Source organism: Kitasatospora sp. NPDC051705 (genome assembly GCF_044453265.1).
Taxonomy (GTDB): Bacteria; Actinomycetota; Actinomycetes; order Streptomycetales; family Streptomycetaceae; genus Kitasatospora.
The window spans coordinates 124,079-147,912 of record NZ_JBITCO010000004.1; the positions used below are offsets into that span (position 1 = coordinate 124,079).

The 23,834-nt window shown below is 72.4% G+C and carries 20 protein-coding genes; 5 read left to right on the forward strand and 15 right to left on the reverse strand.

Annotated elements, in window-relative coordinates; all coding sequences use genetic code 11:
- Nucleotides 1-78: 78 nt before the first annotated feature.
- Nucleotides 79-597 carry a GNAT family N-acetyltransferase gene (locus ACIA8Q_RS07140; protein WP_387900897.1) on the forward strand — a complete coding sequence of 173 codons (519 nt, stop codon included), beginning with the start codon at nucleotides 79-81 and terminating at the stop codon, nucleotides 595-597.
- 173 nt (nucleotides 598-770) lie between these two features.
- Nucleotides 771-1,487 carry a hypothetical protein gene (locus ACIA8Q_RS07145; protein WP_396316868.1) on the forward strand — a complete coding sequence of 239 codons (717 nt, stop codon included), beginning with the start codon at nucleotides 771-773 and terminating at the stop codon, nucleotides 1,485-1,487.
- 118 nt (nucleotides 1,488-1,605) lie between these two features.
- On the opposite strand, the gene ACIA8Q_RS07150 is transcribed toward ACIA8Q_RS07145, so the two are convergent.
- Nucleotides 1,606-2,253 carry a TetR/AcrR family transcriptional regulator gene (locus ACIA8Q_RS07150; protein WP_387900893.1) on the reverse strand — a complete coding sequence of 216 codons (648 nt, stop codon included), beginning with the start codon at nucleotides 2,251-2,253 and terminating at the stop codon, nucleotides 1,606-1,608.
- A gap of 277 nt (nucleotides 2,254-2,530) precedes the next feature.
- On the opposite strand from ACIA8Q_RS07150, the gene ACIA8Q_RS07155 reads away from it, so the two are divergent.
- The 3 genes from ACIA8Q_RS07155 (at nucleotide 2,531) to ACIA8Q_RS07165 (ending at nucleotide 5,230) form a co-directional block, all read left to right on the forward strand.
- Nucleotides 2,531-2,977 carry a DUF6542 domain-containing protein gene (locus tag ACIA8Q_RS07155; RefSeq protein WP_360218910.1) on the forward strand — a complete coding sequence of 149 codons (447 nt, stop codon included), beginning with the start codon at nucleotides 2,531-2,533 and terminating at the stop codon, nucleotides 2,975-2,977.
- Complete coding sequence (locus ACIA8Q_RS07160; RefSeq protein WP_387900890.1) at nucleotides 2,970-4,631, forward strand: LCP family protein; 1,662 nt, start codon at nucleotides 2,970-2,972, stop codon at nucleotides 4,629-4,631. The genes ACIA8Q_RS07155 and ACIA8Q_RS07160 overlap by 8 nt, the downstream gene beginning before the upstream one ends.
- A gap of 218 nt (nucleotides 4,632-4,849) precedes the next feature.
- A complete protein-coding gene (locus tag ACIA8Q_RS07165; protein WP_360218904.1) occupies nucleotides 4,850-5,230 on the forward strand; it encodes a VOC family protein in 381 nt (126 codons plus the stop codon).
- A 105-nt stretch (nucleotides 5,231-5,335) separates the two neighbouring features.
- On the opposite strand, the gene ACIA8Q_RS07170 is transcribed toward ACIA8Q_RS07165, so the two are convergent.
- The 14 genes from ACIA8Q_RS07170 to nuoE form a co-directional block, all read right to left on the reverse strand.
- Nucleotides 5,336-6,391: a 2-oxoacid:ferredoxin oxidoreductase subunit beta gene (locus tag ACIA8Q_RS07170; RefSeq protein ID WP_396316869.1), complete on the reverse strand. Its 1,056-nt coding sequence runs from the start codon at nucleotides 6,389-6,391 to the stop codon at nucleotides 5,336-5,338.
- A complete protein-coding gene (locus ACIA8Q_RS07175; RefSeq protein ID WP_396316870.1) occupies nucleotides 6,388-8,385 on the reverse strand; it encodes a 2-oxoacid:acceptor oxidoreductase subunit alpha in 1,998 nt (665 codons plus the stop codon). The genes ACIA8Q_RS07170 and ACIA8Q_RS07175 overlap by 4 nt, the downstream gene beginning before the upstream one ends.
- A 244-nt stretch (nucleotides 8,386-8,629) precedes the next feature.
- Complete coding sequence (locus tag ACIA8Q_RS07180) at nucleotides 8,630-9,292, reverse strand: response regulator transcription factor (RefSeq protein ID WP_360218898.1); 663 nt, start codon at nucleotides 9,290-9,292, stop codon at nucleotides 8,630-8,632.
- A gap of 225 nt (nucleotides 9,293-9,517) precedes the next feature.
- Entirely contained in the window at nucleotides 9,518-10,528 is a 1,011-nt protein-coding gene (locus ACIA8Q_RS07185; protein WP_360218895.1) for a polyprenyl synthetase family protein, read from the reverse strand.
- A gap of 305 nt (nucleotides 10,529-10,833) precedes the next feature.
- On the reverse strand, nucleotides 10,834-12,456 hold the full coding sequence (gene nuoN / locus ACIA8Q_RS07190) for an NADH-quinone oxidoreductase subunit NuoN (protein WP_360218928.1): 1,623 nt from the start codon (nucleotides 12,454-12,456) through the stop codon (nucleotides 10,834-10,836).
- 11 nt (nucleotides 12,457-12,467) lie between these two features.
- Nucleotides 12,468-14,120: an NADH-quinone oxidoreductase subunit M gene (locus ACIA8Q_RS07195; protein WP_360218892.1), complete on the reverse strand. Its 1,653-nt coding sequence runs from the start codon at nucleotides 14,118-14,120 to the stop codon at nucleotides 12,468-12,470.
- A 34-nt stretch (nucleotides 14,121-14,154) separates the two neighbouring features.
- Nucleotides 14,155-16,050 (reverse strand): NADH-quinone oxidoreductase subunit L, encoded by a 1,896-nt coding sequence (nuoL, locus tag ACIA8Q_RS07200; RefSeq protein ID WP_360218889.1) that lies wholly within the window; start codon nucleotides 16,048-16,050, stop codon nucleotides 14,155-14,157.
- Between the two features lie 15 nt (nucleotides 16,051-16,065).
- Nucleotides 16,066-16,365: an NADH-quinone oxidoreductase subunit NuoK gene (nuoK, locus tag ACIA8Q_RS07205; RefSeq protein ID WP_030235394.1), complete on the reverse strand. Its 300-nt coding sequence runs from the start codon at nucleotides 16,363-16,365 to the stop codon at nucleotides 16,066-16,068.
- Nucleotides 16,362-17,273, reverse strand: a complete 912-nt coding sequence (locus ACIA8Q_RS07210; protein ID WP_360218925.1) for an NADH-quinone oxidoreductase subunit J — start codon at nucleotides 17,271-17,273, stop codon at nucleotides 16,362-16,364. Before ACIA8Q_RS07210 ends, nuoK begins: the two co-directional genes overlap by 4 nt.
- 5 nt (nucleotides 17,274-17,278) lie before the next feature.
- The gene (gene nuoI, locus ACIA8Q_RS07215) at nucleotides 17,279-17,881 is read right to left on the reverse strand and encodes an NADH-quinone oxidoreductase subunit NuoI (protein WP_360218886.1); all 603 of its coding nucleotides are present in this window, start codon (nucleotides 17,879-17,881) and stop codon (nucleotides 17,279-17,281) included.
- 6 nt (nucleotides 17,882-17,887) lie between these two features.
- The gene (gene nuoH / locus ACIA8Q_RS07220) at nucleotides 17,888-19,231 is read right to left on the reverse strand and encodes an NADH-quinone oxidoreductase subunit NuoH (RefSeq protein WP_360218883.1); all 1,344 of its coding nucleotides are present in this window, start codon (nucleotides 19,229-19,231) and stop codon (nucleotides 17,888-17,890) included.
- Entirely contained in the window at nucleotides 19,228-21,747 is a 2,520-nt protein-coding gene (locus tag ACIA8Q_RS07225; RefSeq protein ID WP_360218880.1) for an NADH-quinone oxidoreductase subunit G, read from the reverse strand. The genes nuoH and ACIA8Q_RS07225 overlap by 4 nt, the downstream gene beginning before the upstream one ends.
- On the reverse strand, nucleotides 21,744-23,105 hold the full coding sequence (gene nuoF / locus ACIA8Q_RS07230) for an NADH-quinone oxidoreductase subunit NuoF (RefSeq protein ID WP_360218877.1): 1,362 nt from the start codon (nucleotides 23,103-23,105) through the stop codon (nucleotides 21,744-21,746). The genes ACIA8Q_RS07225 and nuoF overlap by 4 nt, the downstream gene beginning before the upstream one ends.
- On the reverse strand, nucleotides 23,105-23,830 hold the full coding sequence (nuoE, locus tag ACIA8Q_RS07235; RefSeq protein WP_387900879.1) for an NADH-quinone oxidoreductase subunit NuoE: 726 nt from the start codon (nucleotides 23,828-23,830) through the stop codon (nucleotides 23,105-23,107). The genes nuoF and nuoE overlap by 1 nt, the downstream gene beginning before the upstream one ends.
- Between the last annotated feature and the right edge of the window lie 4 nt (nucleotides 23,831-23,834).

Consider the following 23,834-nt stretch of genomic DNA (forward strand, 5'->3'; position numbering starts at 1 on the left):
CGGACCCGGCCCGCGGTCCGGAAACCCGGGGGCGCGCCACCCCTGCCCCCTGATAGACAATGTGACATGCTACAAGGCTTGCACGTCACCCTCCGCGCCCGGCACCACGACGACGTCCCCGTCCTCCAGGCCGAGCTGTACGACGACGTCCCCACCCGCTCACGCGCCGACTCCCGGCCGTGGCGGCCCGTCCCGCCCGTGCCCGACCGATCCCCGTACGCCGTCACCGAGCCGAGCGAGGAGGCCGCCCTCTTCTCCGTGGTCGAGCGGGCCACCGGCGAACTCGCGGGCGAGGCGCTGCTCTGGGGCGTCGACGCCCACAACCGGTGCGCCCACCTGGGGATCGCGCTGCGGCCCTCGCACCGCGGGCGCGGGCTCGCCACCGACACCCTGCGCACCCTCTGCCACTACGGGTTCCGCGTGCTCGGCCTCCGGCGGCTCCAGCTGGAGACCCTGGCCGACAACGAACCGATGCTGCGGGCGGCGCGCAGTGCCGGCTTCACCCTGGAGGGCACCCTGCGCGCCGCCCGCTGGGCCGACGGGGCCTTCGCCGACGAGGCGGTGCTCGGCCTGCTCGCCGGCGAACGGGAGCACTGACCGCACCGGCGGACGGCCCGTCACGGAGGTGCGGCCTCCGTCACGGCTGCGCGCGGGACTCGTCACGGCCGGGTCAAGACGCCGCCAAACCGATGGTGCCGCGGTCGCGCCCTGCGCTATGAACGTCCCCGGAAGGGCGGCCGTCCGGCCGTCCCGAGACACGGGGGACACCCATGAAGTCCATCGGCAGCAGTAGGAACGCGGCGGTCCTGGCCGGACTCGTCGCGGTCGGCGCGTTGACCCTGACGGCCTGCAACGACGACGCCGCCTCGTCCGACACCGCGAAGACCCCGCCGGCGGCCGCGGCACCGACCACCCCGGCCGCGGCCCCGACCGGCCCGGCCACCACCCCGGCCGCGCCGGCCACCTCCGCGGCGACGGCCGCGGCCCCGGCGAACACACCGGCCGCCAGCGCCCCGCCGGCGGCCGGAGGCGGGGCGACCGCGGCGCCCGGTACGACGGTCAAGGTCGGCGAGGCCGTCACGCTGCCCTTCTCCTCGGGCAGCACCAAGGGCACCATCTCGCTGGCGGTCACCTCGATCGACCAGGGTGACCCGGCCGACCTGACCGCCCTCAAGCTCGGCGACAAGGCCAAGGGCCTGGTGCCGTACTACATCCACTACAAGGTCACCAACGCCGGCTCCACCGACCTGTCCTTCACCAGCGTGGACCACGTGAAGGGCCTGCTGGCGGACGGCACCGAGGCGCAGGACCTGATGATCATCGGCACCTTCGCCAAGTGCCCGAGCAGCTCGCTGCCCTCGGGCTTCACGGCCGGGCAGTCCGCCACCTCCTGCGCGGTGGCGCTGTCCCCGTCGGCCTCCAAGGTCGCCGGCGCCGAGTACTGGGGGGACCCGTACACCCTCGGCAAGGGCGTCAACTGGAATTGATCCGGCCGGGGTCCGGGCGGCGGGCCGGCCACGGCCGCCGCCCGGACCCCGCGGGGCGTCGGCCCGCCGCCCGGAGACCGGAGGCGTCCCGGCCCGCGGCCGGCGCGGCGAGGGCGCGTCAGCCCGCCGCCGGGGCTCGGTAGATCCGCAGGAAGGCCTCCACGCCGTCCGCCGCGATCCGGGCGACCTCCTCGTCGGCGACCGGCAGCGCCCCCCAGAACGAGCGCTCGGCGACGCCGTGGAAGGTCAGCAGGGTGTACTGCTCGGCGGCCAGCGCCGCGTCGTCGAAGGCCAGCAGTCCGCGGTCGGCGAGGGTGGTGAAGTGCCGCGCCAGGTCACGCTGCGAGGCGATCGGGCCGGCGTCCAGCCAGGCCTCCAGCACGTCGGCCGGGATGTTTGTCACCTCGGCGCGGATGGCCCGGCCGAGCGCGCCGTGGTCACCCGCGGACAGGACGGCCCGGGCCCGCTCGACGGCGAGGTCGACGAGGTCCTGGCGCAGGTCGACGACCCGGTCGAGGTACCGGGCCATCAGGGCGGCGATCCGCTCGGTGAGCTCGGCGGAGTTGTGCAGGGCGACGGAGAGGAAGAGGGTCTCCTTGTCCGCGAAGTGGTTGTAGACCGTCCGCTTCGACACCCCGGCCTCCGCGGCGATCGCGTCCATGCTGGCCCGGACGTAGCCCTCGCGCCCGAACACCGCCGTCGCGGCCCGCGCGATCGCCTCGCGCTTCTCCGGCCGTCCCGTTCCGCCCGTCGCCACCACCGCCACCGCACCGCTCCTCGCCCGTCGAACTAGAAAACTACCCGGTGTAGTATATATCGCCTGCGCCGGCCCGGGTTGCCGTCCGACCAGGGTGTCCTATGCTGCTGCCGATCTCTACACCCGTGTAGAAAGAAGTGGACGGCAGGCCCCGGCTCACCCGGTCGAGGGAACCAGTCGGCCGACCAACAGCGTCCAGTAGTGGCAGCGCACGGCCGATCCCCACACGGCGGCCGGGCGTGGGCGCCACCGTGGCGCACCAGCACCGAGGACCGGGGGTGAGTACGTGGCGGGCCGACGAGGACGGACGTCCGACCAGCGGATACGGCGGCAGTCGGGCGGAGCGGCCCGCCCGCTGCCCGGCGGCGCCGCCCTGCCCGCCGCGCTGGCCGTCGGGCTGCCGGCGGCGGGCGCCGCGGTCGACGAGCTCTCCGGGCCCGGCACCGGCCTGGCCTTCGGAGTGGGCGCGGTGCTCGGCACCGGCCTGGCCGCCGCGCTCAGCGGCCGCAACGGCTGGTGGTGGGTGCTCGCCGCCTCCCCGCTGCTGGTCCTCGGGGTCACCGCCGGCGCGGAACTGCTGGCCAACGGCGACGCCTACCGGGGCAGGGCCCTGGCCACCGGCTCCGCGAAGTGGGTGGTGCACGGATTCCCCGTGATGGCCGCAGCCGCAGCCGCGGCCGCGCTGGTGATGGTGGTCCGGGTGGTCCTGGGCCGGAGGAGGGCCCATGGCTGAGGAACGGAACGCCGACCGGGCCGCGGAGGCGGCTCCAGCACCCGCCCGCAGGCGCTCCCCGCTGCTGATCGCGGGCCGCACCGCGGCCTGCTCGGTGGCCCTGGCGGTCTTCGCCGCCAGCGGGGTGGTCTGGTACGAGTACACGTCCCTCACCGACGGGATGACCACCTCCGACGTCATCGCCGGGACGAAGAAGGACGCGCCCAAGCACCTCGACAACTCGGTCAACCTGCTGCTGATCGGCCTGGACAGCCGCAAGAACATGGACGGCACCGACCTGCCGCCGGAGTTCGTCCAGGACGAGCTGCACGCCGGCCACAGCTCCGACGTCGGCGGCTACAACACCAACTCGCTGATCCTGCTGCACATACCCGCCGGCGGCGGCAAGGTGCAGGCCGTCTCGATACCCCGCGACGACTACGTCATGACGTACGGCGCCGACGGCAAGCAGGCCGGCATGCGCAAGATCAAGGAGGCCTACGGCGAGGCCAAGGAGAAGGCCACGCCGGGCCTCCAGGCGAAGGGCCTCAAGGGCGCGGACCTGGAGAAGGCCGGCCGTGACGCCGGCCGGGCGGCCACCATCCAGACCGTGCAGAAGTTCCTCGACCAGCCCGTCGACCACATCGCCGAGGTCAACCTGATGGGCTTCTACGACATCGCCAAGGCCGTCGAACCGATCGAGGTCTGCCTCACCCACGACACCAAGGACCCGGCCATGGAGGGCCAGGGCTCCGGCGCCGACTTCCACAAGGGCATCAACAAGCTCAACGCCGCCCAGGCGCTCTCCTTCGTCCGCCAGCGCCACAACCTGGACGGCCCGGACGGCAACAGCGGCGACTTCGCCCGCACCCACCGCCAGCAGGCGTTCATCTCCTCCGTGGTGCACAAGCTCAAGCAGGACGGCATCGTCAGCGACCTGGGCAAGCTGCAGAAGCTCTTCGGCGTGGTGCAGAAGGACCTCGTCATCGACAACGAGTGGAACGTCCTCGACTTCGCCCAGCAGGCGCCCAACCTCACCGGCGGCAACGTCGAGTTCAACACCCTGACCTTCGACGACTTCGGCAAGCGCAACGGCCAGGACGTCAACCTGGTCACCCCGGCGAAGGTCCAGAAGGTGGTCAAGCAGATCTTCGGCTACGCGGACTCCGCCCCCGCCCCCGCGCCCGCGGACACCGCGGCCGCCACCCCCGGCGCACCGACCGCGACGCCCACCCAGACGCCGACCGCGTCCCCGACGACGACGGCCGCCGCGGCCTCCGCCACCGTGGACGTCTTCAACGCCTCGACCGCCGCCGGGGTCTCCTCGGGCGCGGAGTCCAAGGCGCTGGTCGCGATGGGCTTCAAGGCCGGCCGCACCGGCAGCGCGAGCACCCGCCCGAAGACCACCACCGTCGTCTACGGCAAGGGCGCCAAGGACGCGGCCGACCTGGTCGCCGCGCGCTACGGCGTGAGCGCCACCGAGTCCGCCGCGACGCCCGCCGGCCGGGTGGTGGTCACCCTCGGCACCGGGTTCACCGGAGCGGCCGACGACAAGCCCACCGCCACCGCGAGCGCCGGCGCCTCCGGGGCCCCGGGCGACCCGACCGCCAACCTGCCGGTGCAGGGCCCCGCGGTCGACGCGGAGTCCGACGGCGGCATCCCCTGCGTCTACTGACCCGGCGCGGCCGCTGACCGGCCGCACCGGGTGACGCCGGGTCACGCCGGCCGCACCCGTCACGTCTCTCGATCCGCCACACCGCACCGTGGGGAGGCTCCCGCCCGGGGGCCTCCCCACGCGCATCGGCGGAGAGCCCTCGCACAATTCTCCGTACTATGTATAGTGTACTGCGTACGGGATAACCGTGCCGGCTTGCCGACGAGAGGACGCCCACCATGCAGATCACCACCTCCGCCATCGCCCTGACCGTCGAGGACACCACCGCCTCCGCCGACTTCCTCCGGCGCCACTTCGGCTACGCCGAGGCGATGTCGGCCGACGGCTTCGTCTCGCTACGGCACCCGGGTGGCGGCGTCGACGTCGTCTACCTGCGCCGCGGCATCGAGGTGCTGCCCGAGGACCAGCGCCACCGGACGGTGGCCGGCACCATCCTGGCCTTCGTCGTGGCGGACCTCGCGGGCGAGGAACGGCGGCTGCGCGCGGAGGGCGCCGGGATCACCATGGAGCTGCGCGAGGAGCCCTGGGGCGAGAAGCTCTTCCAGGTCACCGACCCGAACGGGGTCGTGATCGAGCTGGTCGAGTGGGCCGCGGAGTGACGCACGGCACGCCGGGCGCCACAGCGGACTCGACGACGGGCCCGACAACGGGCGGCGCCCCCTCGGCCGGTGGCCGAGGGGGCGCCGTCACACCGTCCGGAGCGGTCAGTCCACCGTCCAGGTGTCGGCACCGGCCAGCAGCCCGGCCAGGTCGCCCGACCCGTGCCGGGCCACGGCCGCGTCCAGCTGATCGGCCATCAACTCGTCGTAGACCGGCCGCCGCACGTCGCGCAGCACCCCGATCGGGGTGTGGTGCAGGGTGTCGGTGTCGGCGATCCGGGACAGTGCGAAGGCCGTCGCCGGGCTGGCCGCGTGGACGTCGTGCACCAGCACCTGCGCCTCGTTGTCCGGCGTCACCGCCCCGACGGACAGCTCACCGCCCGGGCCGCGGAACACCCCGCCGGCCAGCCCCGCGCCGAAGCGGATCGGCTGCCCGTGCTCCAGCCGGACCAGCGCCTCGTCGCGCGTGCCCGGCTCCTTCAGCACCTCGAACGCGCCGTCGTTGAAGATGTTGCAGTTCTGGTAGATCTCCACCAGCGCGGTGCCCTCGTGCGCGGCCGCCGCCCGCAGCACCGACTGCAGGTGCTGGCGGTCCGAGTCGATCGTCCGCGCCACGAACGTCGCCTCCGCGCCGATCGCCAGCGACAACGGGTTGAACGGCGCGTCCAGCGAGCCCATCGGCGTCGACTTGGTGACCTTGCCCAGCTCGCTGGTCGGCGAGTACTGGCCCTTCGTCAGACCGTAGATCCGGTTGTTGAACAGCAGGATCTTCAGGTTCACGTTGCGCCGCAGCGCATGGATCAGGTGGTTGCCGCCGATCGACAGCGCGTCCCCGTCCCCCGTGACGACCCACACGCTCAGGTCGGGCCGGGAGGACGCCAGCCCCGTCGCGATCGCCGGCGCCCGCCCGTGGATCGAGTGCACCCCATAGGTGTTCATGTAGTACGGAAAACGCGACGAGCAACCGATCCCGGACACGAACACCGTGTTCTCGCGCCGGATGCCGAGCTCCGGCATGAAGCCCTGCACCGCCGCCAGGACCGCGTAGTCCCCGCAGCCCGGGCACCAGCGCACCTCCTGGTCGGTCTTGAAGTCCCGGGCGCTCTGCGCGCCCTCGGCGCGGGGCACCAGACGCAGGGACGGGAAGCCGTTCTCGCTCATCGGTGGTCCTCCTCGTCCAGGGTGCCGATCGCCGCCGACAGCACGTCCGCCAACTGCGCCGCCTTGAACGGCAGCCCCCGCACCTGGTTGTAGGACTCCGCGTCCACCAGGTACTTCGCCCGCAGCAGCAACGCGAGCTGCCCCAGGTTCATCTCCGGCACGATGACCTTGTCATAACTCCTCAGCACCGTCCCGAGGTTCGCCGGGAAGGGGTTCAGGTGCCGCAGGTGCGCCTGCGCCACCTCACCGCCGTCCGCCCGCACCCGGCGCACCGCCGCGGTGATCGGCCCGTACGTCGAACCCCACCCGAGCACCAGCACCCGAGCCTCACCGCTCGGGTCGTCGACCTCCACCTCGGGCACCGCGATCCCGTCGACCTTCGCCTGCCGGGTGCGCACCATGAAGTCGTGGTTCGCGGGGTCGTAGGAGATGTTCCCGGTGCCGTCCTGCTTCTCGATGCCGCCGATCCGGTGCTCCAGACCCGCCGTCCCCGGCACCGCCCACGGCCGCGCCAGCGTCTTCGGATCCCGCAGGTACGGCCAGAACGAGCCGTCCTCCCGGTTCGGCCCGGTCGCGAAGTCCGGGCTGATCACCGGGAGTTCGTCCACCTCCGGGATCCGCCACGGCTCCGAGCCGTTGGCCAGGTAGCCGTCCGACAGCAGGAACACCGGCGTGCGGTACGTCACCGCGATCCGCGCCGCCTCCAGCGCCGCGTCGAAGCACTCGGCCGGCGTCGCCGGGGCCACGATCGGCACCGGCGCCTCGCCGTTGCGCCCGAACATCGCCTGCAGGAGGTCGGCCTGCTCCGTCTTCGTCGGCAGGCCCGTCGACGGGCCCCCGCGCTGGATGTCCACGACCAGCAGCGGCAGTTCCAGCGACACCGCCAGGCCGATCGTCTCGCTCTTCAGCGCCACCCCGGGGCCCGAGGTCGTCGTCACGCCCAGCGCCCCGCCGAACGCCGCGCCCAGCGCCGCGCCGATCCCCGCGATCTCGTCCTCCGCCTGGAAGGTCCGCACCCCGAAGTTCTTGTGCCGGGACAGCTCGTGCAGGATGTCCGAGGCCGGCGTGATCGGGTAGGAGCCCAGGTACAACGGCAGTTCGGCGCGCCGCGCCGCCGCGATCAGGCCGTAGGACAGCGCCAGGTTCCCCGAGATGTTGCGGTAGCGCCCGGCCGGCAGCCGCGCCGGCGGCACCTCGTACGAGACCGCGAACGACTCCGTCGTCTCGCCGAAGTTCCAGCCCGCCTTGAACGCGCTGATGTTCGCCTCCGCGATCTGCGGCTTCTTGGCGAACTTGGTGCGCAGGAACGCCTCCGTCCCGTGCGTGGGGCGGTGGTACATCCAGGAGAGCAGCCCGAGCGCGAACATGTTCTTCGCCCGCTCGGCGTCCTTGCGGGCCAGCCCGCTGTCCTTCAGCGCCTCCAGCGTCAGCGTCGTCAGCGGCACCTTGTGCAGGTGGAAGGCCTCCAGCGAGCCGTCCTCCAGCGGATCCGCCGCGTACCCGACCTTCGCCAGCGCCCGCTTGGTGAACTCGTCCGTGTTGACGATGATCTCCGCACCCCGCGGCAGGTCCCCCAGGTTCGCCTTCAGCGCCGCCGGGTTCATCGCCACCAGCACGTTCGGCGCGTCCCCCGGCGTCAGGATGTCGTGGTCCGCGAAGTGCAGCTGGAAGCTCGACACCCCCGGCAGCGTCCCGGCGGGCGCCCGGATCTCGGCCGGGAAGTTGGGCAGCGTGGACAGGTCGTTGCCGAACGACGCCGTCTCCGACGTGAACCGGTCCCCGGTGAGCTGCATCCCGTCACCCGAGTCGCCGGCGAAACGGATGATCACCCGGTCGAGTCTGCGGATGGGCTTGGCCCGCCGCTGCGGAGGGCCTCCCGGGGCGGGAGGACCGGCCGGCACGGTCGGGCCGGAGCGTCCGTCACCGCTCCCGGAACGACCCTCGTCGCCGTCCGGGCCGTCCACTGCCTCTGACTGATCGACCTGACTGGTCACTGCCGCGGACCTCCTCGTGGGCACACCACCGCGGGCGCGGCCCCGTGCCCCGTCCGCCTGGTGCACCTCCCGCATCCTATGCGCGGGAGGTCGGCCGGGGACGGAACTCCCGCGTGCGGCGGGAAATCACCGACCCGCGCCCGACCCGCACACGAGGTCCAACGTCCGGCCTCCGGAGATCATTCCGGCGGCCCTCCGAGGGCTCCGGCGGCCCGGTCGTGCCCCGGGCTCCGCTCCCGGCCGGTCAGGAGTTGAGGTACGTGAGCACCGCCAGCACCCGGCGGTGGTCCTCCGGGCTCTGCGCCAGGCCCAGCTTCAGGAAGATGTTGCTGACGTGCTTCTCCACCGCGCCGTCCGAGACCACCAGCTGCCTGGCCACCGCGGTGTTGGTCCGGCCCTCCGCCATCAGGCCGAGCACCTCGCGCTCGCGCGGGGTCAGCCGGGCCAGGACGTCCCCCTTGCGGCTGCGGCTGAGCAGCTGCTGGACCACCTCCGGGTCCAGCGCGGTGCCGCCCTCGGCGACCCGGACCACCGCGTCCGCGAACTCGCGCACCTCGGCGACCCGGTCCTTCAGCAGGTAGCCGACGCCCCGGGTGGAACCGGCCAGCAGCTCGGAGGCGTAGCGCTCCTCCACGAACTGCGACAGCACCAGCACGCCCAGCTGCGGGTAGTGGCCGCGCAGCTCGACGCAGGCCCGCAGCCCCTCGTCGGTGTGGGTCGGCGGCATCCGGACGTCGGAGACCACCACGTCCGGCAGCTCGCCGGCCGCGGCCAGCTCGTGGACGGTCTTCAGCAGGCCCTCGCCGTCACCGACCCCGGCCACGACCTCCAGGCCCCGGTCGGTGAGCAGCCGGGTCAGGCCCTCCCGCAGCAGTACGGAGTCCTCGGCGATGACGACGCGGCGCATGGCGACCTTCCCGGCAGGGTGAGCTGACAGGGGTCAGTCTCCCCCATTCGGGTGTCCGCCCGCCGGGGGATTCACGGCGCCGGACGCCCGTCCTCCGGGGGGTGCCCACCGCCGCGCGGCCGGTGCCGGGCGGCGCGGGCGCCGGGAGGGGGCCGGCTGAGTGCCGGGCCCGGGCGACTGCCGGGCCGGCGGGTGCTCCGGCCGGGCGGGTTCCCGGCCGGGCCGTCACATGGTGCGGATCGCCACCGAGTCGCAGAGGCCCTCCAGGGCCGCCTTCGCCGGGCAGTCCGGCAGCGGGGCGAGCAGCGCGCGGGCGTCCTCGGCCTGGCGCAGGGTCTCCCGGCGGGCGCGCTCCAGCGCCGGGTGGCGGCGCAGCAGCCGCAGCGCCTCGGCGTGCAGCTCGTCGTCGGCGAGGGGCTGGGCGATCAGCTCGCGCAGCCGGGTGTCGGCCGGGTCGGCCGGGTCCGCGGGCATCTGCTGCAGCAGCAGGGTCGGCAGCGTCGCCACGCCCTCGCGCAGGTCGGTGCCGGGGGTCTTGCCGGACTCGTGGCCGTCGCTGGCGATGTCCAGCACGTCGTCGGCCAGCTGGAAGGCGATGCCGATCCGCTCGCCGAACTCGCCGAGGGTGTCCACCATCCACGGCTCGGCGCCGGCCACCAGTGCTCCTATCCGGCAGGAGACGGCGATCAGCGACCCGGTCTTGCCGGCCAGCACGTCGAGGTAGTGCAGCAGCGGGTCGCCGTCCGGGCCGGCGCCGCGGGTCTCCAGGATCTGGCCGGTGACCAGCCGCTCGAAGGCGTCGGCCTGCATCCGGACCGCCTCGGGGCCGAGGTCGGCGAGCACCTGGGAGGCGCGGGAGAACAGGAAGTCGCCGGTGAGGATGGCGACGGAGTTGTCCCAGCGCGAGTTGGCGCTGGGGGCGCCGCGGCGCACCGGGGCCTCGTCCATGACGTCGTCGTGGTAGAGCGTGGCCAGGTGGGTCAGCTCGACGACGACGGCGGCGGGCACCACGCCCGGGGCGCCCGGGTCGCCGAACTGCGCGGCGAGCAGCAGGAGCAGCGGGCGGAAGCGCTTGCCGCCGGCCTCGATGAGGTGACTGGCGGTGATGGTGATGAAGGGGACGTCGCTCTTGACGGCCTCGGCGAGCGCCGTCTCCACCGCGTCCAGTCCGGCCTGGACGTCCCGGGTCAGGTCGCGGTCCTGCACGCTGAGCCCGAAGGGTCCCACGACGGTCACGAAGACCACTCCTCTGTCCCTGGTCGATCTAGCGGCCTGGTCCCTGAGTGCCGCCGCTGGCCATACAGGCAGGGTATCCGGTCGCGAGTGGATCACTGCACGGGCGTGCGGATCCTGTCATGATCGGGCCGGACGCCCAGGTCAGGGCGGCTGTCGCGGCGATCCGGCGGTGGGGGCGGAATCCGCCGGTGAACCCGCCGGGAGAACCGCGGCGGACGCACCGGCGGCGGACGCGCGTCCGGGCCGCGCACGGGGGGGCACGGCCCGGACGACGGGCCCGGGGCGGCGGCGCCGGCCCGGCGGGGTCAGCGGACGAACAGCGCCGCCTTGGACGCCAGGTCGAGGAAGTACTGCGGCAGCAGACCGAGACCCAGCGTGACCAGGACCCCCACCCCGATCGCGGTCGCCGTGAAGGCGCTCGGGATCGCGACGGTCGGGCCGCCCGGCTTCGGGTCGGAGAAGAACATCAGCACGATGACCCGGATGTAGAAGAACGCGGCGACCGCCGAGCTCAGCACACCGACGATCACCAGCGGAGTCGCCCCGCCGGCCGCAGCCGCCTGGAACACCGCGAACTTCCCGGTGAAACCGGAGGTCAGCGGGATCCCGGCGAAGGCCAGCAGGAACAGGGCGAACACCGCCGCCACCAGGGGCGAGCGCCGCCCCAGCCCGGCCCAGCTGGACAGGTGGGTCGCCTCGCCCTTGGAGTCGCGCACCAGGGTGACCACGGCGAAGGCCCCGAGCGTCACGAAGGAGTACGCCAGCAGGTAGAACAGCACCGAGGAGAGGCCCTGCTTGTTGGTGGCGATCACCCCGGTGAGGATGAACCCGGCGTGCGCGATCGAGGAGTACGCCAGCAGCCGCTTCACGTCCTGCTGGGTCACCGCGAGCACCGCGCCGACCACCATGGTGAGGATCGCCACCCCCCAGAGCACCGGCCGCCAGTCCAGCCGCAGGCCGGGGAAGGCCACGTAGAACAGCCGCAGGAACGCCCCGAACGCGGCGACCTTGGTGGCCGCCGCCATGAAGCCGGTCACCGGGGTCGGCGCGCCCTGGTACACGTCCGGCGTCCAGGAGTGGAAGGGGACGGCGCCGACCTTGAACAGCAGGCCGACCGAGAGCACCGCCAGTCCCATCAGCAGCAGCGCGTCGCTCTGGGTGCTGCTCAGCTGCGCCGGGGTGGTCATCGCCTTGCCGGAGATGACGTCCGAGATGTCGCCGAGCTTCACGCTGCCCGCGTAGCCGTACAGCAGCGCGGTGCCGAACAGGAAGAACGCCGAGGCGAAGGCGCCGAGCAGGAAGTACTTGACGGCCGCCTCCTGGGAGAGCAGCCGGCGGCGCCGGGCCAGCGCGCAGAGCAGGTAGAGCGGGAGGGAGAAGACCTCCAGCGCCACGAACATGGTCAGCAGGTCGTTCGCGGCGGGGAACAGCAGCATGCCGCCGACCGCGAAGAGGGTGAGCGGGAAGACCTCGCTGGTGGCGAAGCCCGCCCGGACGGCCGCCCGCTCCTGCTCGCCGCCGGGGGTGGCGGCGGCCTGGGCGGCGAACGCGTCGGCCGGCAGGCCGCCGGCCTTCGGCTCGAGCTTCCGCTCGGCGTAGGTGAGCACCGCCACCACCGCGACCAGCAGGATGACGCCCTGCAGGAACAGCGCCGGGCCGTCCAGCGCGACCGACTCCATCGCCAGCAGGTCGACCTTGGTGGAGCCGTAGCCCTGCGCGGCCAGCACCACCACGGCGACGAAGGACCCGATCAGCCCGACCAGGGCGAGCAAGACCTGCGTCCAGTGCCGGTGCCGGCGGGGCACGAAGGCCTCGACCAGGACGCCGAGCACGGCGGCGCCGAACACCACCAGCATCGGGGAAAGTTGGGCGTACTCGATGTGGGGTGCCGGGATGCTGGCGGTGTTGCCGCCGGCGGCGGCGAGCATGCCGGTGGTGCTCACTTCTGCTCACCTCCTGAAGTGGCGGCGACCGGGTGGACCGGCGCCGGGTCGGTCTCGTGGACCTGCGAGAGCGTCGCGTTCACCGAGGGGTTGACCAGGTCGGTGAGCGGCTTGGGGTAGACGCCGAGCAGGACGGTCAGCGCCACCAGCGGGGCGACCACCGCGAGCTCCCGGACCTTGAGGTCGGGCATCCCGCTGACCTCGGCCTTCACCGGGCCGGTCATGGTGCGCTGGTACAGCAGCAGGGCGTACAGCGCGGCCAGCACGATGCCGAAGGTGGCCACGATCCCGATCGCCGGGTAGCGGGTGAAGGTGCCCACCAGGACCAGGAACTCGCTGACGAAGGGCGCCAGGCCGGGCAGCGACAGGGTGGCCAGGCCACCGATCAGGAACGTCCCGGCAAGCACCGGGGCGACCTTCTGCACGCCGCCGTAGTCGGCGATCAGCCGCGAGCCGCGGCGGGAGATCAGGAAGCCGGCGACCAGCATCCAGGCGGCGGTGGAGATGCCGTGGTTGACCATGTAGAGGGTGGCGCCGCTCTGGCCCTGGCTGGTGAGCGCGAACACGCCCATGATGATGAAGCCGAAGTGCGAGATCGAGGCGTAGGCGACCAGCCGCTTGATGTCCTTCTGCCCGATCGCCAGCAGCGCGCCGTAGAGGATCCCGATCACCGAGAGGGCCAGGATCGCCGGGGCGAAGGTCTTCGAGGCGTCCGGGAACAGGCCGAGGCAGTAGCGCAGCATCGCGAAGGTGCCGACCTTGTCCACCACCGCGGTGATCAGCACCGCGGTGCCGGCGGTGGCCTCGCCCATCGCGTTCGGCAGCCAGGTGTGCAGCGGCCACAGCGGGGCCTTCACCGCGAAGGCGAAGAAGAAGCCCAGGAACAGCGCCTTCTCGGCGGTGCCGGTCAGCTGCAGCTTCCCGTCGGCGATCGCCGAGGCCAGGGTGGGCAGGTCGAAGGTGCCGAAGCCCTGGTCCTGCGCGATCACGTACAGGCCGATCACGGCGGCCAGCATCACCAGGCCGCCGAGCAGGTTGTAGAGCAGGAACTTGACGGCCGCGTAGCTGCGCTGGCGCGCCGCGTCGGGGCCGCCGGCCCGGTCGCCGAAGCCGCCGATCAGGAAGTACATCGGGATCAGCATGGCTTCGAAGAACACGTAGAACACGAAGACGTCGGTGGCGTAGAAGGAGACGACGACCATCGCCTCCACCGCCAGGATCAGGGCGAAGAAGCCCTGGGTCCGGCGCCGGTTCTCGAAGGTCCCGTCGGGCCGGAGGGGGCCGGCCCCCTCCGGCCCGGCGGCGGGCGGGGAGGAGGGGTCGGCGTCGTGCCAGGAGGCCAGCATGACGACCGGCACCAGCACGGCGGTGAGCAGGGCGAGCACGGCGCCGATGCCGTCCACGCCGAGCGAGAAGCTGATGCCGAAGGAACGGATCCAGCTGTGGGACTCGGTGAGCTGGTAGCGGGCGCCGTTCGGGTCGAACCGCGCGGCCACCACGGCGGCCAGCACCAGGGTGACGGCCGAGACGCCCAGGGCGACGGCCTTGGTGGTCCGGCGCCGGCCCTCGGTGGACCCGGCGGGCAGCGCCGCGGTGAGCACCGCGCCGGCCGCGGGGACGGCACAGGTGGCGGTCAACAGCGCGCTCATGGCCGGCCCCCCGGGTTCTTGTCAGGACGAGTCATCACACGGACCTCATCAGGAGAGTCGTGGCGACCAGCACCAGCGTGCCGCCGAACATGGAGAGCGCGTACGAGCGGACGAAGCCGTTCTGGATCCGCCGCAGCCGACTGGAGACGCCGCCGATGGTGGCGGCCAGGCCGTTGACGAAGCCGTCCAGTCCGCGGCTGTCGAAGTAGACCAGGGTGGCGGTCAGGGCCGAGCCGGGCCGGACCAGGACGGCGTGGTTGAAGTCGTCCTGGAGCAGGTCGCGGCGGGCCGCCCGGGTGAGCGGGGAGCCGACCGGCGGCACCACCGGGACGGGCGAGCGCCCGTACATCAGGTAGGAGACGCCGACGCCGACCAGCATGCAGACCGTGGTGAGCAGGGTAACCACCAGCGGAGTGAGCGGCGAGTCGCCCTCGGCGTGGCCGGTGACCGGCTCCAGCCAGTTCAGGAAGGAGTCGTTGTAGGCGAACAGCCCGCCCGCGAAGACCGAGCCGAGGGCCAGCAGGACCATCGGGATCGTCATGCTCTTCGGCGACTCGTGCGGGTGCGGGGCGTTGCCGTCGGCGTCGGGCTGCCAGCGCTTCTCGCCGAAGAACGTCATCAGCATCACCCGGGTCATGTAGAACGCCGTGACACCGGCGCCGACGAGCGCGCACAGCCCGAGGATCCAGCCCTCGGTGCCGCCCTTGGCGAAGGCCGCCTCGATGATCTTGTCCTTGGAGAAGAAGCCGGACAGGCCCGGGAAGCCGATGATCGCCAGGTAGCCCAGCCCGAAGGTGGCGAAGGTGACCGGCAGGTACTTGCGCAGGCCTCCGTAGTGGCGCATGTCCACCTCGTCGTTCATGCCGTGCATGACCGACCCGGCGCCGAGGAACAGCCCGGCCTTGAAGAAGCCGTGGGTCACCAGGTGCATGATCGCGAAGGCGTAGCCGATCGGACCGAGCCCGGCCGCCAGCACCATGTAGCCGATCTGCGACATGGTCGAGCCGGCCAGCGCCTTCTTGATGTCGTCCTTGGCGCAACCGACGATCGCACCGAACAGCAGCGTGACCGTGCCGACCACCACCACGGCGGTCTGCGCGTCCGGCGCCAGGTTGAAGATCGCGGCGGAACGGGTGATCAGGTAGACGCCCGCGGTCACCATGGTGGCCGCGTGGATCAGCGCCGACACCGGGGTGGGGCCCTCCATGGCGTCCCCGAGCCAGGACTGCAGGGGCACCTGGGCGGACTTGCCGCAGGCCGCCAACAGCAGCATCAGGCCGATCGCCGTCAGCTTGCCCTCGCTCGCCTGGTCGGCCGCACCGAAGACCGGCCCGAAGGCGAAGGAGCCGAACTCGACGAACATCAGCATGATCGCGATCGACAGGCCCAGGTCTCCGACCCGGTTGACGATGAAGGCCTTCTTGGCCGCCGTCGCCGCGCTCGGCTTGTGCTGCCAGAAGCCGATCAGCAGGTACGAGGCCAGGCCCACGCCCTCCCAACCGAAGTACAGCAGCAGGTAGTTGTCGGCCGTCACCAGCAGCAGCATGGCGGCCAGGAACAGGTTCAGGTACGCGAAGAAGCGGCGCCGGCGCTCGTCGTGCGCCATGTAGCCGACCGAGTAGACGTGGATCAGCGTGCCGACACCGGTGATCAGCAGCACGAACGTCATCGACAGCTGGTCGAGCTGGAACGAGACGTCGGCCTGGAAGCCGTTCACCCGGATCCAGGTGTACAGGTACTCGGTCACGGCCCGGTGCTCGGCGTCACGGCCCAGCATCGCCGAGAACAGTGCCAGGCCGAAGCCGAACGAGAGTGCCGCGAGTGCGGTGGCCAACCAGTGGCCGAAGCGGTCCAGCGCCCGGCCGCCGAGCAGCAGCAGGACTGCGCCGGCCAGCGGGGCGGCCACCAGCAGCGGAATGAGAGAGTTCACCGAGAGGCCCTCCGCCTACAGCTTCATCAGGTTGCTGTCGTCGACCGAAGCGGAGTGCCTGGTCCGGAAGATGGAGACGATGATGGCGAGGCCGACCACGACCTCGGCCGCCGCCACCACCATCGTGAAGAACGCGATGATCTGACCGTCCAGGGTGCCGTGCATCCGGGAGAAGGTCACCAGGGCCAGGTTCGAGGCGTTGAGCATCAGCTCCACGCACATGAACAGCACGATCGCGTTGCGCCGGATCAGCACCCCGGAGGCGCCGATGGTGAACAACAGGGCGGACAGGTAGAGGTAGTTGACCGGGTTCACTGCTCGCCCTCCTCGTCGGTGCGCTCGGACCCCGCCTGGGGCCCGTCCTGCTGACCGGCCGGCACCGGCTCCAGGGACTTGCGCGGCCCGGACACGACCGGCCGCTCGGAGGACGGGCGGCCCAGCCAGTCGGCGGTGCTGTTCTCCAGCTCCGCCATCCGCCGCAGCATCTCCTGGCTGACGTCCCGGACCTGGCCGCGCTCGCGCAGCGTCGCCATCACCGAGTCCTCGGCCACCGTGCCGTCCGGCAGCAGCGCCGGGACGTCCACCGCGTTGTGCCGCGCGTACACGCCCGGCGCCGGCAGCGGCGGGAGCTGGATGTTGTCCTTGACCCGCTGCGCGGCCAGCTCGCGCTGCGTCTTCGGCGCCTTCACGTGCTCGCGGTGGGTCAGCACCATGGCCCCGATCGCCGCGGTGATCAGCAGCGCGCCGGTGACCTCGAAGGCCCACACGTACCGGGTGAAGATCAGCCGGGCCAGGCCCGGCACGTTGCCCTCGGCGTTCGCCTCGGACAGGCCGGTGAAGTGGTTCAGCTTCGCGTTGGCGATCCCCGCCACCAGCAGCACGCCGAAGCCCAGCCCGCACAGCACCGCGGCGAACCGCTGGCCCTTCAGCTGCTCCTTCAGCGAGTCCTCGCTGGTGACGCCCACCAGCATCACCACGAACAGGAACAGCATCATGATCGCGCCGGTGTAGACCACGATCTGCACCACGCCCAGGAACACCGCGCCCTGGGCCATGTAACAGACCGCCAGCGCCAGCATCGTCGCCGCCAGGCACAGCGCGCTGTGCACGGCCTTCCTCATCAGCAGCATGCCCAGCGCGCCGCCGACCGCGACGACCGCGAGCACCCAGAACTGGACGGCCTCCCCGGTGGAGGTCGTCCCTGTCGCGGCGAGGGTGGTCAGGGGGCTCACGACCGGACCTCCTTCTCCCGGTCGGTGCGCTCCTGCTGGACCGTCCCGGGCGCCGCCGCGGTGATCTCGCCCCGGTAGTACGCGCCCTCGTCGGCGCCCGGGAAGATCGCGTGCGGGGAGTCCACCATGCCCTCGGACAGCCCCACCAGCAGCTGCTCCTTGGTGAAGATCAGGTCCCGGCGGGAGGAGTCCGCCAGCTCGTACTCGTTCGTCATGGTCAGTGCACGGGTCGGACAGGCCTCGATGCAGAGCCCGCACAGGATGCAGCGGGCGTAGTTGATCTGGTAGACCGCGCCGTAGCGCTCCCCGGGCGAGTAGCGCTCGTCCTCCCGGTTGTCCGCGCCCTCCACGTAGATCGCGTCGGCCGGGCAGGCCCACGCGCACAGCTCGCAGCCGACGCACTTCTCCAGGCCGTCCGGGTGCCGGTTCAGCTGGTGGCGGCCGTGGAAACGCGGAGCGGTGGGCTTCTTCTGCTCCGGGTACTGCTCGGTCAGCCGCTTCTTGAACATGGCCTTGAAGGTCACGCCGAAGCCGGCGGCCGGGCCGAGGATCGACGGCTTGTCGGGGCGTTCGTCCCGCTCCGTCTGGTCGGACTCCATCTCGGTTCAGCTCCCTTCGGAATGGTCGGCCCCGTTGAGGGCGTCCTGCAGTTGCTTCGGGGCGCGGCTGCGCCGGCGCGGCACCGGCGGCAGCTCCTGGCCGGGCAGCGGGGGCACCGGGTAACCGCCCGCCATCGGGTCGAACCCGCCCTGCGGCGACGCCCCGTCACCGGACGCCGCAGAGTCCTCGGGCTCCTTCTTCAGGAAGTCCCGCAGCAACGCGAGCAGCAGGATCCCCCCGACCGGCGCGCCGACGTACAGCACCACCTCGCCGAAGCCGTAGCCCTCGTTGCGCAGCGCCCGCACGCTCGCGATCAGCACCAGCCAGACCAGCGAGACCGGGATCAGCACCTTCCAGCCCAGCTTCATGAACTGGTCGTAGCGGAACCGGGGCAGCGTGCCGCGCAGCCAGATGAAGAAGAACAGCAGCAGCTGGATCTTCAACGTGATCCAGAGCATCGGCCACCAGCCGTGGTTGGCGCCCTCCCAGAAGGTCGACACCGGCCACGGGGCCCGCCAGCCGCCCAGGAACAGGGTGGAGGCGACGGCCGAGACGGTCACCATGTTGACGTACTCGGCCAGCATGAACATCGCGAACTTCAGCGAGGAGTACTCGGTGTTGAAGCCGCCGACCAGCTCGCCCTCGGCCTCCGGCAGGTCGAACGGCGCCCGGTTGGTCTCGCCCACCATCGCGATGATGTAGACGATGAACGACACCGGCAGCAGCACCGCGAACCAGGTCGGCTGCTGGTGCGCCACGATCTCCGAGGTCGACATCGACCCCGAGTAGATGAAGACCGCCGCGAAGGACAGGCCCATCGCGATCTCGTAGCTGATCATCTGGGCCGAGGAGCGCAGACCGCCCAGCAGCGGGTACGTCGACCCGGAGGACCAGCCCGCCAGCACGATGCCGTAGATGCCGACCGAAGCCGTCGCCAGGATGTACAGCAGCGCCACCGGGAAGTCCGTCAGCTGCATCGCCGTCCGCGTCCCGAAGATCGACACCTCGTCGCCGGGCGGACCGAACGGGATCACCGCGAAGGCCATGAAGGCCGGGATGGCGCAGACGATCGGGGCCAGGACGTAGACCACCTTGTCCGAGCCCTTGACCACCAGGTCTTCCTTGAGCGCCAGCTTCACGCCGTCCGCGAGGGACTGCAGCAGCCCCCAGGGCCCGTGCCGGTTCGGCCCGATGCGCAACTGCATCCAGGCCACCACCTTGCGCTCCCAGACGATCGCGATCAGCACCGTCAGGACCAGGAAGCCGAAGCAGAACACCGCCTTCAACAGCACCAGCCACCACGGGTCGTGGCCGAAGAAGTGGAGCGTCTCGTACGGCTGCGGAGTCATCGCTCCTCCCCTTCGCTGCTCGCGTCGCCGACCGGGGCCACGGCCTGCTCGACCGGCTCCGGTGCGGCCGCGGCGATCGTCACCAGGTGGCCGACGGTGGTGCCGAGCGCGCGGTGCGCGCCGCCCGGCGTGGAGTTGAGCGGCACCCAGACCGTGCGGTCCGGGATCGAGTCGACGACCTCCAGCGGCAGGGTCAGCGAGCCCGCCGGGCCCGTCACCCGCAGCGCACCGCCCGCGACGGCCCCGATCTCCTCCGCGGTGACCGGGGAGACCCGGGCCACCGCCCGGTGCCGGGTGCCCGCCAGGTGCGGATCACCCTGCTGCAGCGAGCCGCCGTCCAGCAGCTGGCGCCAGCCGCCCAGCACCGCCTGACCGTTGGCCGGCCGCGGCAGCACGGCCGGGTGCGCGGCCGGGTCCGCGGTGCGGTCGCCCGCCCACGGGGTGAAGTGGTCCAGCTCCAGGCGGGCCGCCCGGACGTCCGGCAGGCCGAGCCGGTGGCCCAGCGCGTCCGCCAGCATGCTCAGCACCCGCAGGTCCGGGTGCAGGTGACGGCCCATCTGCTGGTCCGGCTTGAGCGCCGCCTCGAACATCCGCACCCGGCCCTCCCAGTCCAGGAAGGTGCCGGCCTTCTCCGCCACCGCCGCCACCGGCAGCACCACGTCCGCGTGCGCCGTCACCGCGGACGGCCGTAGTTCCAGGGACACCACGAACGGCACCGCCGCCAGCGCCTCGTCGGCCAGCGCCGGATCCGGCAGGTCGTCCGGATCCACACCGCCGACCAGCAGCGCGTCCAGATCGCCGTTCACCGCCGCCGCGAGGATCTGGTCGGTGTCCCGGCCCAGCCGCGCGGGCAGCTCCGCTACGCCCCACAGCGCGGCGGCCTCCGCCCGCGCCCCCGGCGCCGCCACCGGACGGCCGCCCGGCAGCAGGCCCGGCAGCGCGCCCGCCTCGACGGCCCCGCGCTCACCCGCCCGGCGCGGCACCCAGGCCAGCGTCGCACCGGTCGCGTGCGCCAGGCGCAGCACCGCCGTCAGCGCGCCCGGCACGGAGGCCAGCCGCTCGCCCGCCAGGATCACCGCGCCCGGGCCGCGCAGCAGCTCGGCCGCCCGCCCGGCGTCGTCGTTCAGCGGCTCGTCCGCGGCCAGCGCCGCGAACCACTCCGGCTCGGTGCCGGGGGCCGCCGGCAGCAGTGCGCCGCGCAGCTTGGTCAGCCCCCGGGAGGCGAACGTCGCCACCGAGTACACCTTGGTGCCGCGCGCCCGGGCCGCCTTGCGCAGCCGCAGGAAGACGATCGGCGACTCCTCCTCCGGCTCGAAGCCCGCCAGCAGCACCACCGGTGCCTGCTCCAGCCGCTCGTAGCTCAGGCCCGTGCCGTCCACGTCCACGCCGCGCCCGGCGACGGCGGCGGCCAGGAAGTCCGCCTCCTCGCCGCTGTGCGGGCGGGCCCGGAAGTCCACGTCGTTGGTGCCGAGCACCACCCGCGCGAACTTCGCGTACGCGTAGGCGTCCTCGACGGTGACCCGGCCGCCGGTGAGCACGCCGGCGCGGGCGCCGCGCAGCCCCGCGGCGGCCCGGGCCAGCGCCTCCGGCCAGGACGCCGGGACCAGCTCGCCGCCCTCCCGCACCAGCGGGGTGGTGAGGCGGTCCCGCTGCTGGGCGTAGCGGAACGCGAACCGGCCCTTGTCGCAGTTCCACTCCTCGTTGACCGCCGGGTCCTCGCCCGCCAGCCGGCGCAGCACCTTGCCCCGCCGGTGGTCGGTGCGCTGGGCGCAGCCGGCCGAGCAGTGCTCGCACACGCTCGGCGAGGAGACCAGGTCGAACGGACGCGAGCGGAAACGATAAGCCGCCGAGGTCAGCGCGCCCACCGGGCAGATCTGGATGATGTTCCCCGAGAAGTACGACTCGAAGTCGTCGCCCTCACCGGTGCCGACCTGCTGCAGCGCACCGCGCTCCACCAGGTCGATGAACGGGTCGCCGGCGATCTGCTGCGAGAAGCGGGTGCAGCGCGCGCACAGCACGCAGCGTTCGCGGTCCAGCAGCACCTGGCTGCTGATCGGCACCGGCTTCTCGTAGGTGCGCTTCATCCCCTCGAAGCGGGAGTCCGTCTCCCCGGTGGACATCGCCTGGTTCTGCAGCGGGCACTCGCCGCCCTTGTCGCAGACCGGGCAGTCCAGCGGGTGGTTGATCAGCAGCAGTTCCATCACGCCGCGCTGCGCCTTCTCCGCCACCGGCGAGCTCAGCTGGGTGCGCACCACCATGCCCTCGGCGACCGGGATGGTGCAGGAGGCGACCGGCTTGCGCTGGCCCTCGATCTCCACGATGCACTGCCGGCAGGCGCCGGCCGGGTCGAGCAGCGGGTGGTCGCAGAAGCGCGGGATCTGGGTGCCGATGGTCTCGGCGGCCCGGATCACCAACGTCCCCTTGGGGACCTGCACTTCGACGCCGTCGATGGTGAGCGTGACCAGTTCGACCGGGGCCTTGTCGCCCGTGGAGGTGGATGGCTCTGTGATCGTCACGCGTGCACCTCCCTTTCGGTGGCGGACTGGTGGCCGGGGCGGGGGCCGTCGGCCCAGACGGTGGAGGCGGCCGGGTCGAACGGGCAGCGGCGCTCGGCCAGGTGCTGCTCGTACTCGGCCCGGAAGTGCTGGAGCGAGGAGACGATCGGGCTGGCCGCGCCGTCCCCCAGCGCGCAGAAGGACTTGCCGTTGATGTTGTCGGCGATGTCGAGGAGCTTCTCCAAGTCCCCCGCGACGCCCTCGCCCGCCTCGATCCGCTTGAGCAGCTGGACGAGCCAGTAGGTGCCCTCTCGGCAGGGGGTGCACTTGCCGCAGGACTCGTGGGCGTAGAACTCCGTCCAGCGGGTGACGGCCCGCACCACGCAGGTCGTCTCGTCGAAGACCTGCAGCGCCTTGGTGCCGAGCATCGAGCCGGCCGCGCCGACGCCCTCGTAGTCCAGCGGGACGTCCAGGTGCTCGTCGGTGAACATCGGGGTGGAGGAGCCGCCCGGGGTCCAGAACTTCAGCCGGTGGCCGGAGCGGACGCCGCCGCTCATGTCCAGCAGCTGGCGCAGGGTGATGCCCAGCGGCGCCTCGTACTGGCCGGGGTTGGTGACGTGGCCGGAGAGCGAGTACAGCGTGAAGCCGGGGGACTTCTCGGTGCCCAGGCCCTTGAACCACTCCTTGCCCCGGGCCAGGATCGGCGGCACCGAGGCGATCGACTCGACGTTGTTGACCACCGTCGGGCAGGCGTACAGGCCGGCGATGGCCGGGAACGGGGGCCGCAGCCGGGGCTGGCCGCGCCGGCCCTCCAGCGAGTCCAGCAGCGCCGTCTCCTCGCCGCAGATGTAGGCGCCGGCGCCGGCGTGCACGGTGATGTCGAGGTCGACGCCCGAGCCGAGGATGTTCCGGCCCAGCAGCCCCGCCCGGTACGCCTCCGCGACCGCCTCGTGCAGGCGGCGCAGCACCGGGACGACCTCGCCGCGCAGGTAGATGAACGCGTGGTCGCAGCGGATCGCGTACGAGGCGATGATCATGCCCTCGATCAGCGAGTGCGGGTTGGCGAACAGCAGCGGGATGTCCTTGCAGGTGCCCGGCTCGGACTCGTCCGCGTTGACCACCAGGTAGTGCGGCTTGCCGTCGTTCTGCGGGATGAACTGCCACTTCATCCCGGTGGGGAAGCCGGCGCCGCCGCGGCCGCGCAGCCCGGAGTCCTTCACCAGGGCGATCACGTCGTCCGGCGGCATGGCCAGCGCCGCCTTGAGGCCCTCGTAGCCGTGGTGGCGCTGGTACGTGGCGAGCGTCCAGGGCCGGCTGTCGTCCCAGGAGGCCGACAGCACGGGGGTGAGCAGCTTCTCGGCCGGCTCGGCGGAGGTCATCACGCTTCGGTCCCTTCGTGGCCGGTGCCCTCGTGGCGGGGCGCGACGACCTTGGTGCCACCGGTGCCGGGCAGCGCCTCGCCCCTGGCCAGCCGCAGGCCGGCGAGCGAGGGCGCTCCGCCCGCGCCGGACTCGTCGTTGGCGCCCGGGCGCTCGTCGGGGAAGCCCGCCAGGATCCGGGAGGTCTCCTTGAAGCCGCACAGCCGGGCGCCCCGGGTCGGCCGGACCTCGCGGCCGGCGCGCAGGTCGTCGACCAGCTGCTTGGCGCTCTCCGGGGTCTGGTCGTCGAAGAACTCCCAGTTGACCATCACCACGGGGGCGTAGTCGCAGGCCGCGTTGCACTCGATGTGCTCGATCGAGATCTCGCCGTCCGCGGTGGTCTCGTTGTTGCGCACACCGAGGTGCTGCTGGAGCTCGTCGAAGATCTGGTCGCCGCCGAGCACCGCGCACAGGGTGTTGGTGCAGACCCCGACGTGGTACTTCCCGGCCGGCCGCCGCCGGTACATCGTGTAGAAGGTGGCGACGGCGGTGACCTCGGCGGTGGTGAGGTCCAACTGCTCGGCGCAGAACCGGATGCCGGTCGCGCTGACGAAGCCCTCCTCGGCCTGCACCAGGTGCAGCAGCGGCAGCAGCGCCGACCGGGCCTGCGGGTAGCGGCCGATCAGCTCCGCGGCGTCCGCGGTCAGCCGGGCGTGCACCTCCTCGGGGTACGGTGCGGCCGGCATCGCC

Bases quoted from the DNA above. Each gene is read 5' to 3' on its own strand.
- ACIA8Q_RS07145 (WP_396316868.1), top strand. From the start codon at position 771: ATGAAGTCCATCGGCAGCAGTAGGAACGCGGCGGTCCTGGCCGGACTC.
- nuoN (WP_360218928.1), bottom strand. From the start codon at position 12,456: ATGCTCGCCGCCGCCGGCGGCAACACCGCCAGCATCCCGGCACCCCAC.
- ACIA8Q_RS07165 (WP_360218904.1), top strand. From the start codon at position 4,850: ATGCAGATCACCACCTCCGCCATCGCCCTGACCGTCGAGGACACCACC.
- nuoF (WP_360218877.1), bottom strand. From the start codon at position 23,105: ATGACCTCCGCCGAGCCGGCCGAGAAGCTGCTCACCCCCGTGCTGTCG.
- nuoH (WP_360218883.1), bottom strand. From the start codon at position 19,231: ATGACTCCGCAGCCGTACGAGACGCTCCACTTCTTCGGCCACGACCCG.
- ACIA8Q_RS07180 (WP_360218898.1), bottom strand. From the start codon at position 9,292: ATGCGCCGCGTCGTCATCGCCGAGGACTCCGTACTGCTGCGGGAGGGC.
- nuoI (WP_360218886.1), bottom strand. From the start codon at position 17,881: ATGGAGTCCGACCAGACGGAGCGGGACGAACGCCCCGACAAGCCGTCG.
- ACIA8Q_RS07195 (WP_360218892.1), bottom strand. From the start codon at position 14,120: ATGAGCGCGCTGTTGACCGCCACCTGTGCCGTCCCCGCGGCCGGCGCG.
- nuoE (WP_387900879.1), bottom strand. From the start codon at position 23,830: ATGCCGGCCGCACCGTACCCCGAGGAGGTGCACGCCCGGCTGACCGCG.
- ACIA8Q_RS07170 (WP_396316869.1), bottom strand. From the start codon at position 6,391: ATGAGCGAGAACGGCTTCCCGTCCCTGCGTCTGGTGCCCCGCGCCGAG.
- ACIA8Q_RS07160 (WP_387900890.1), top strand. From the start codon at position 2,970: ATGGCTGAGGAACGGAACGCCGACCGGGCCGCGGAGGCGGCTCCAGCA.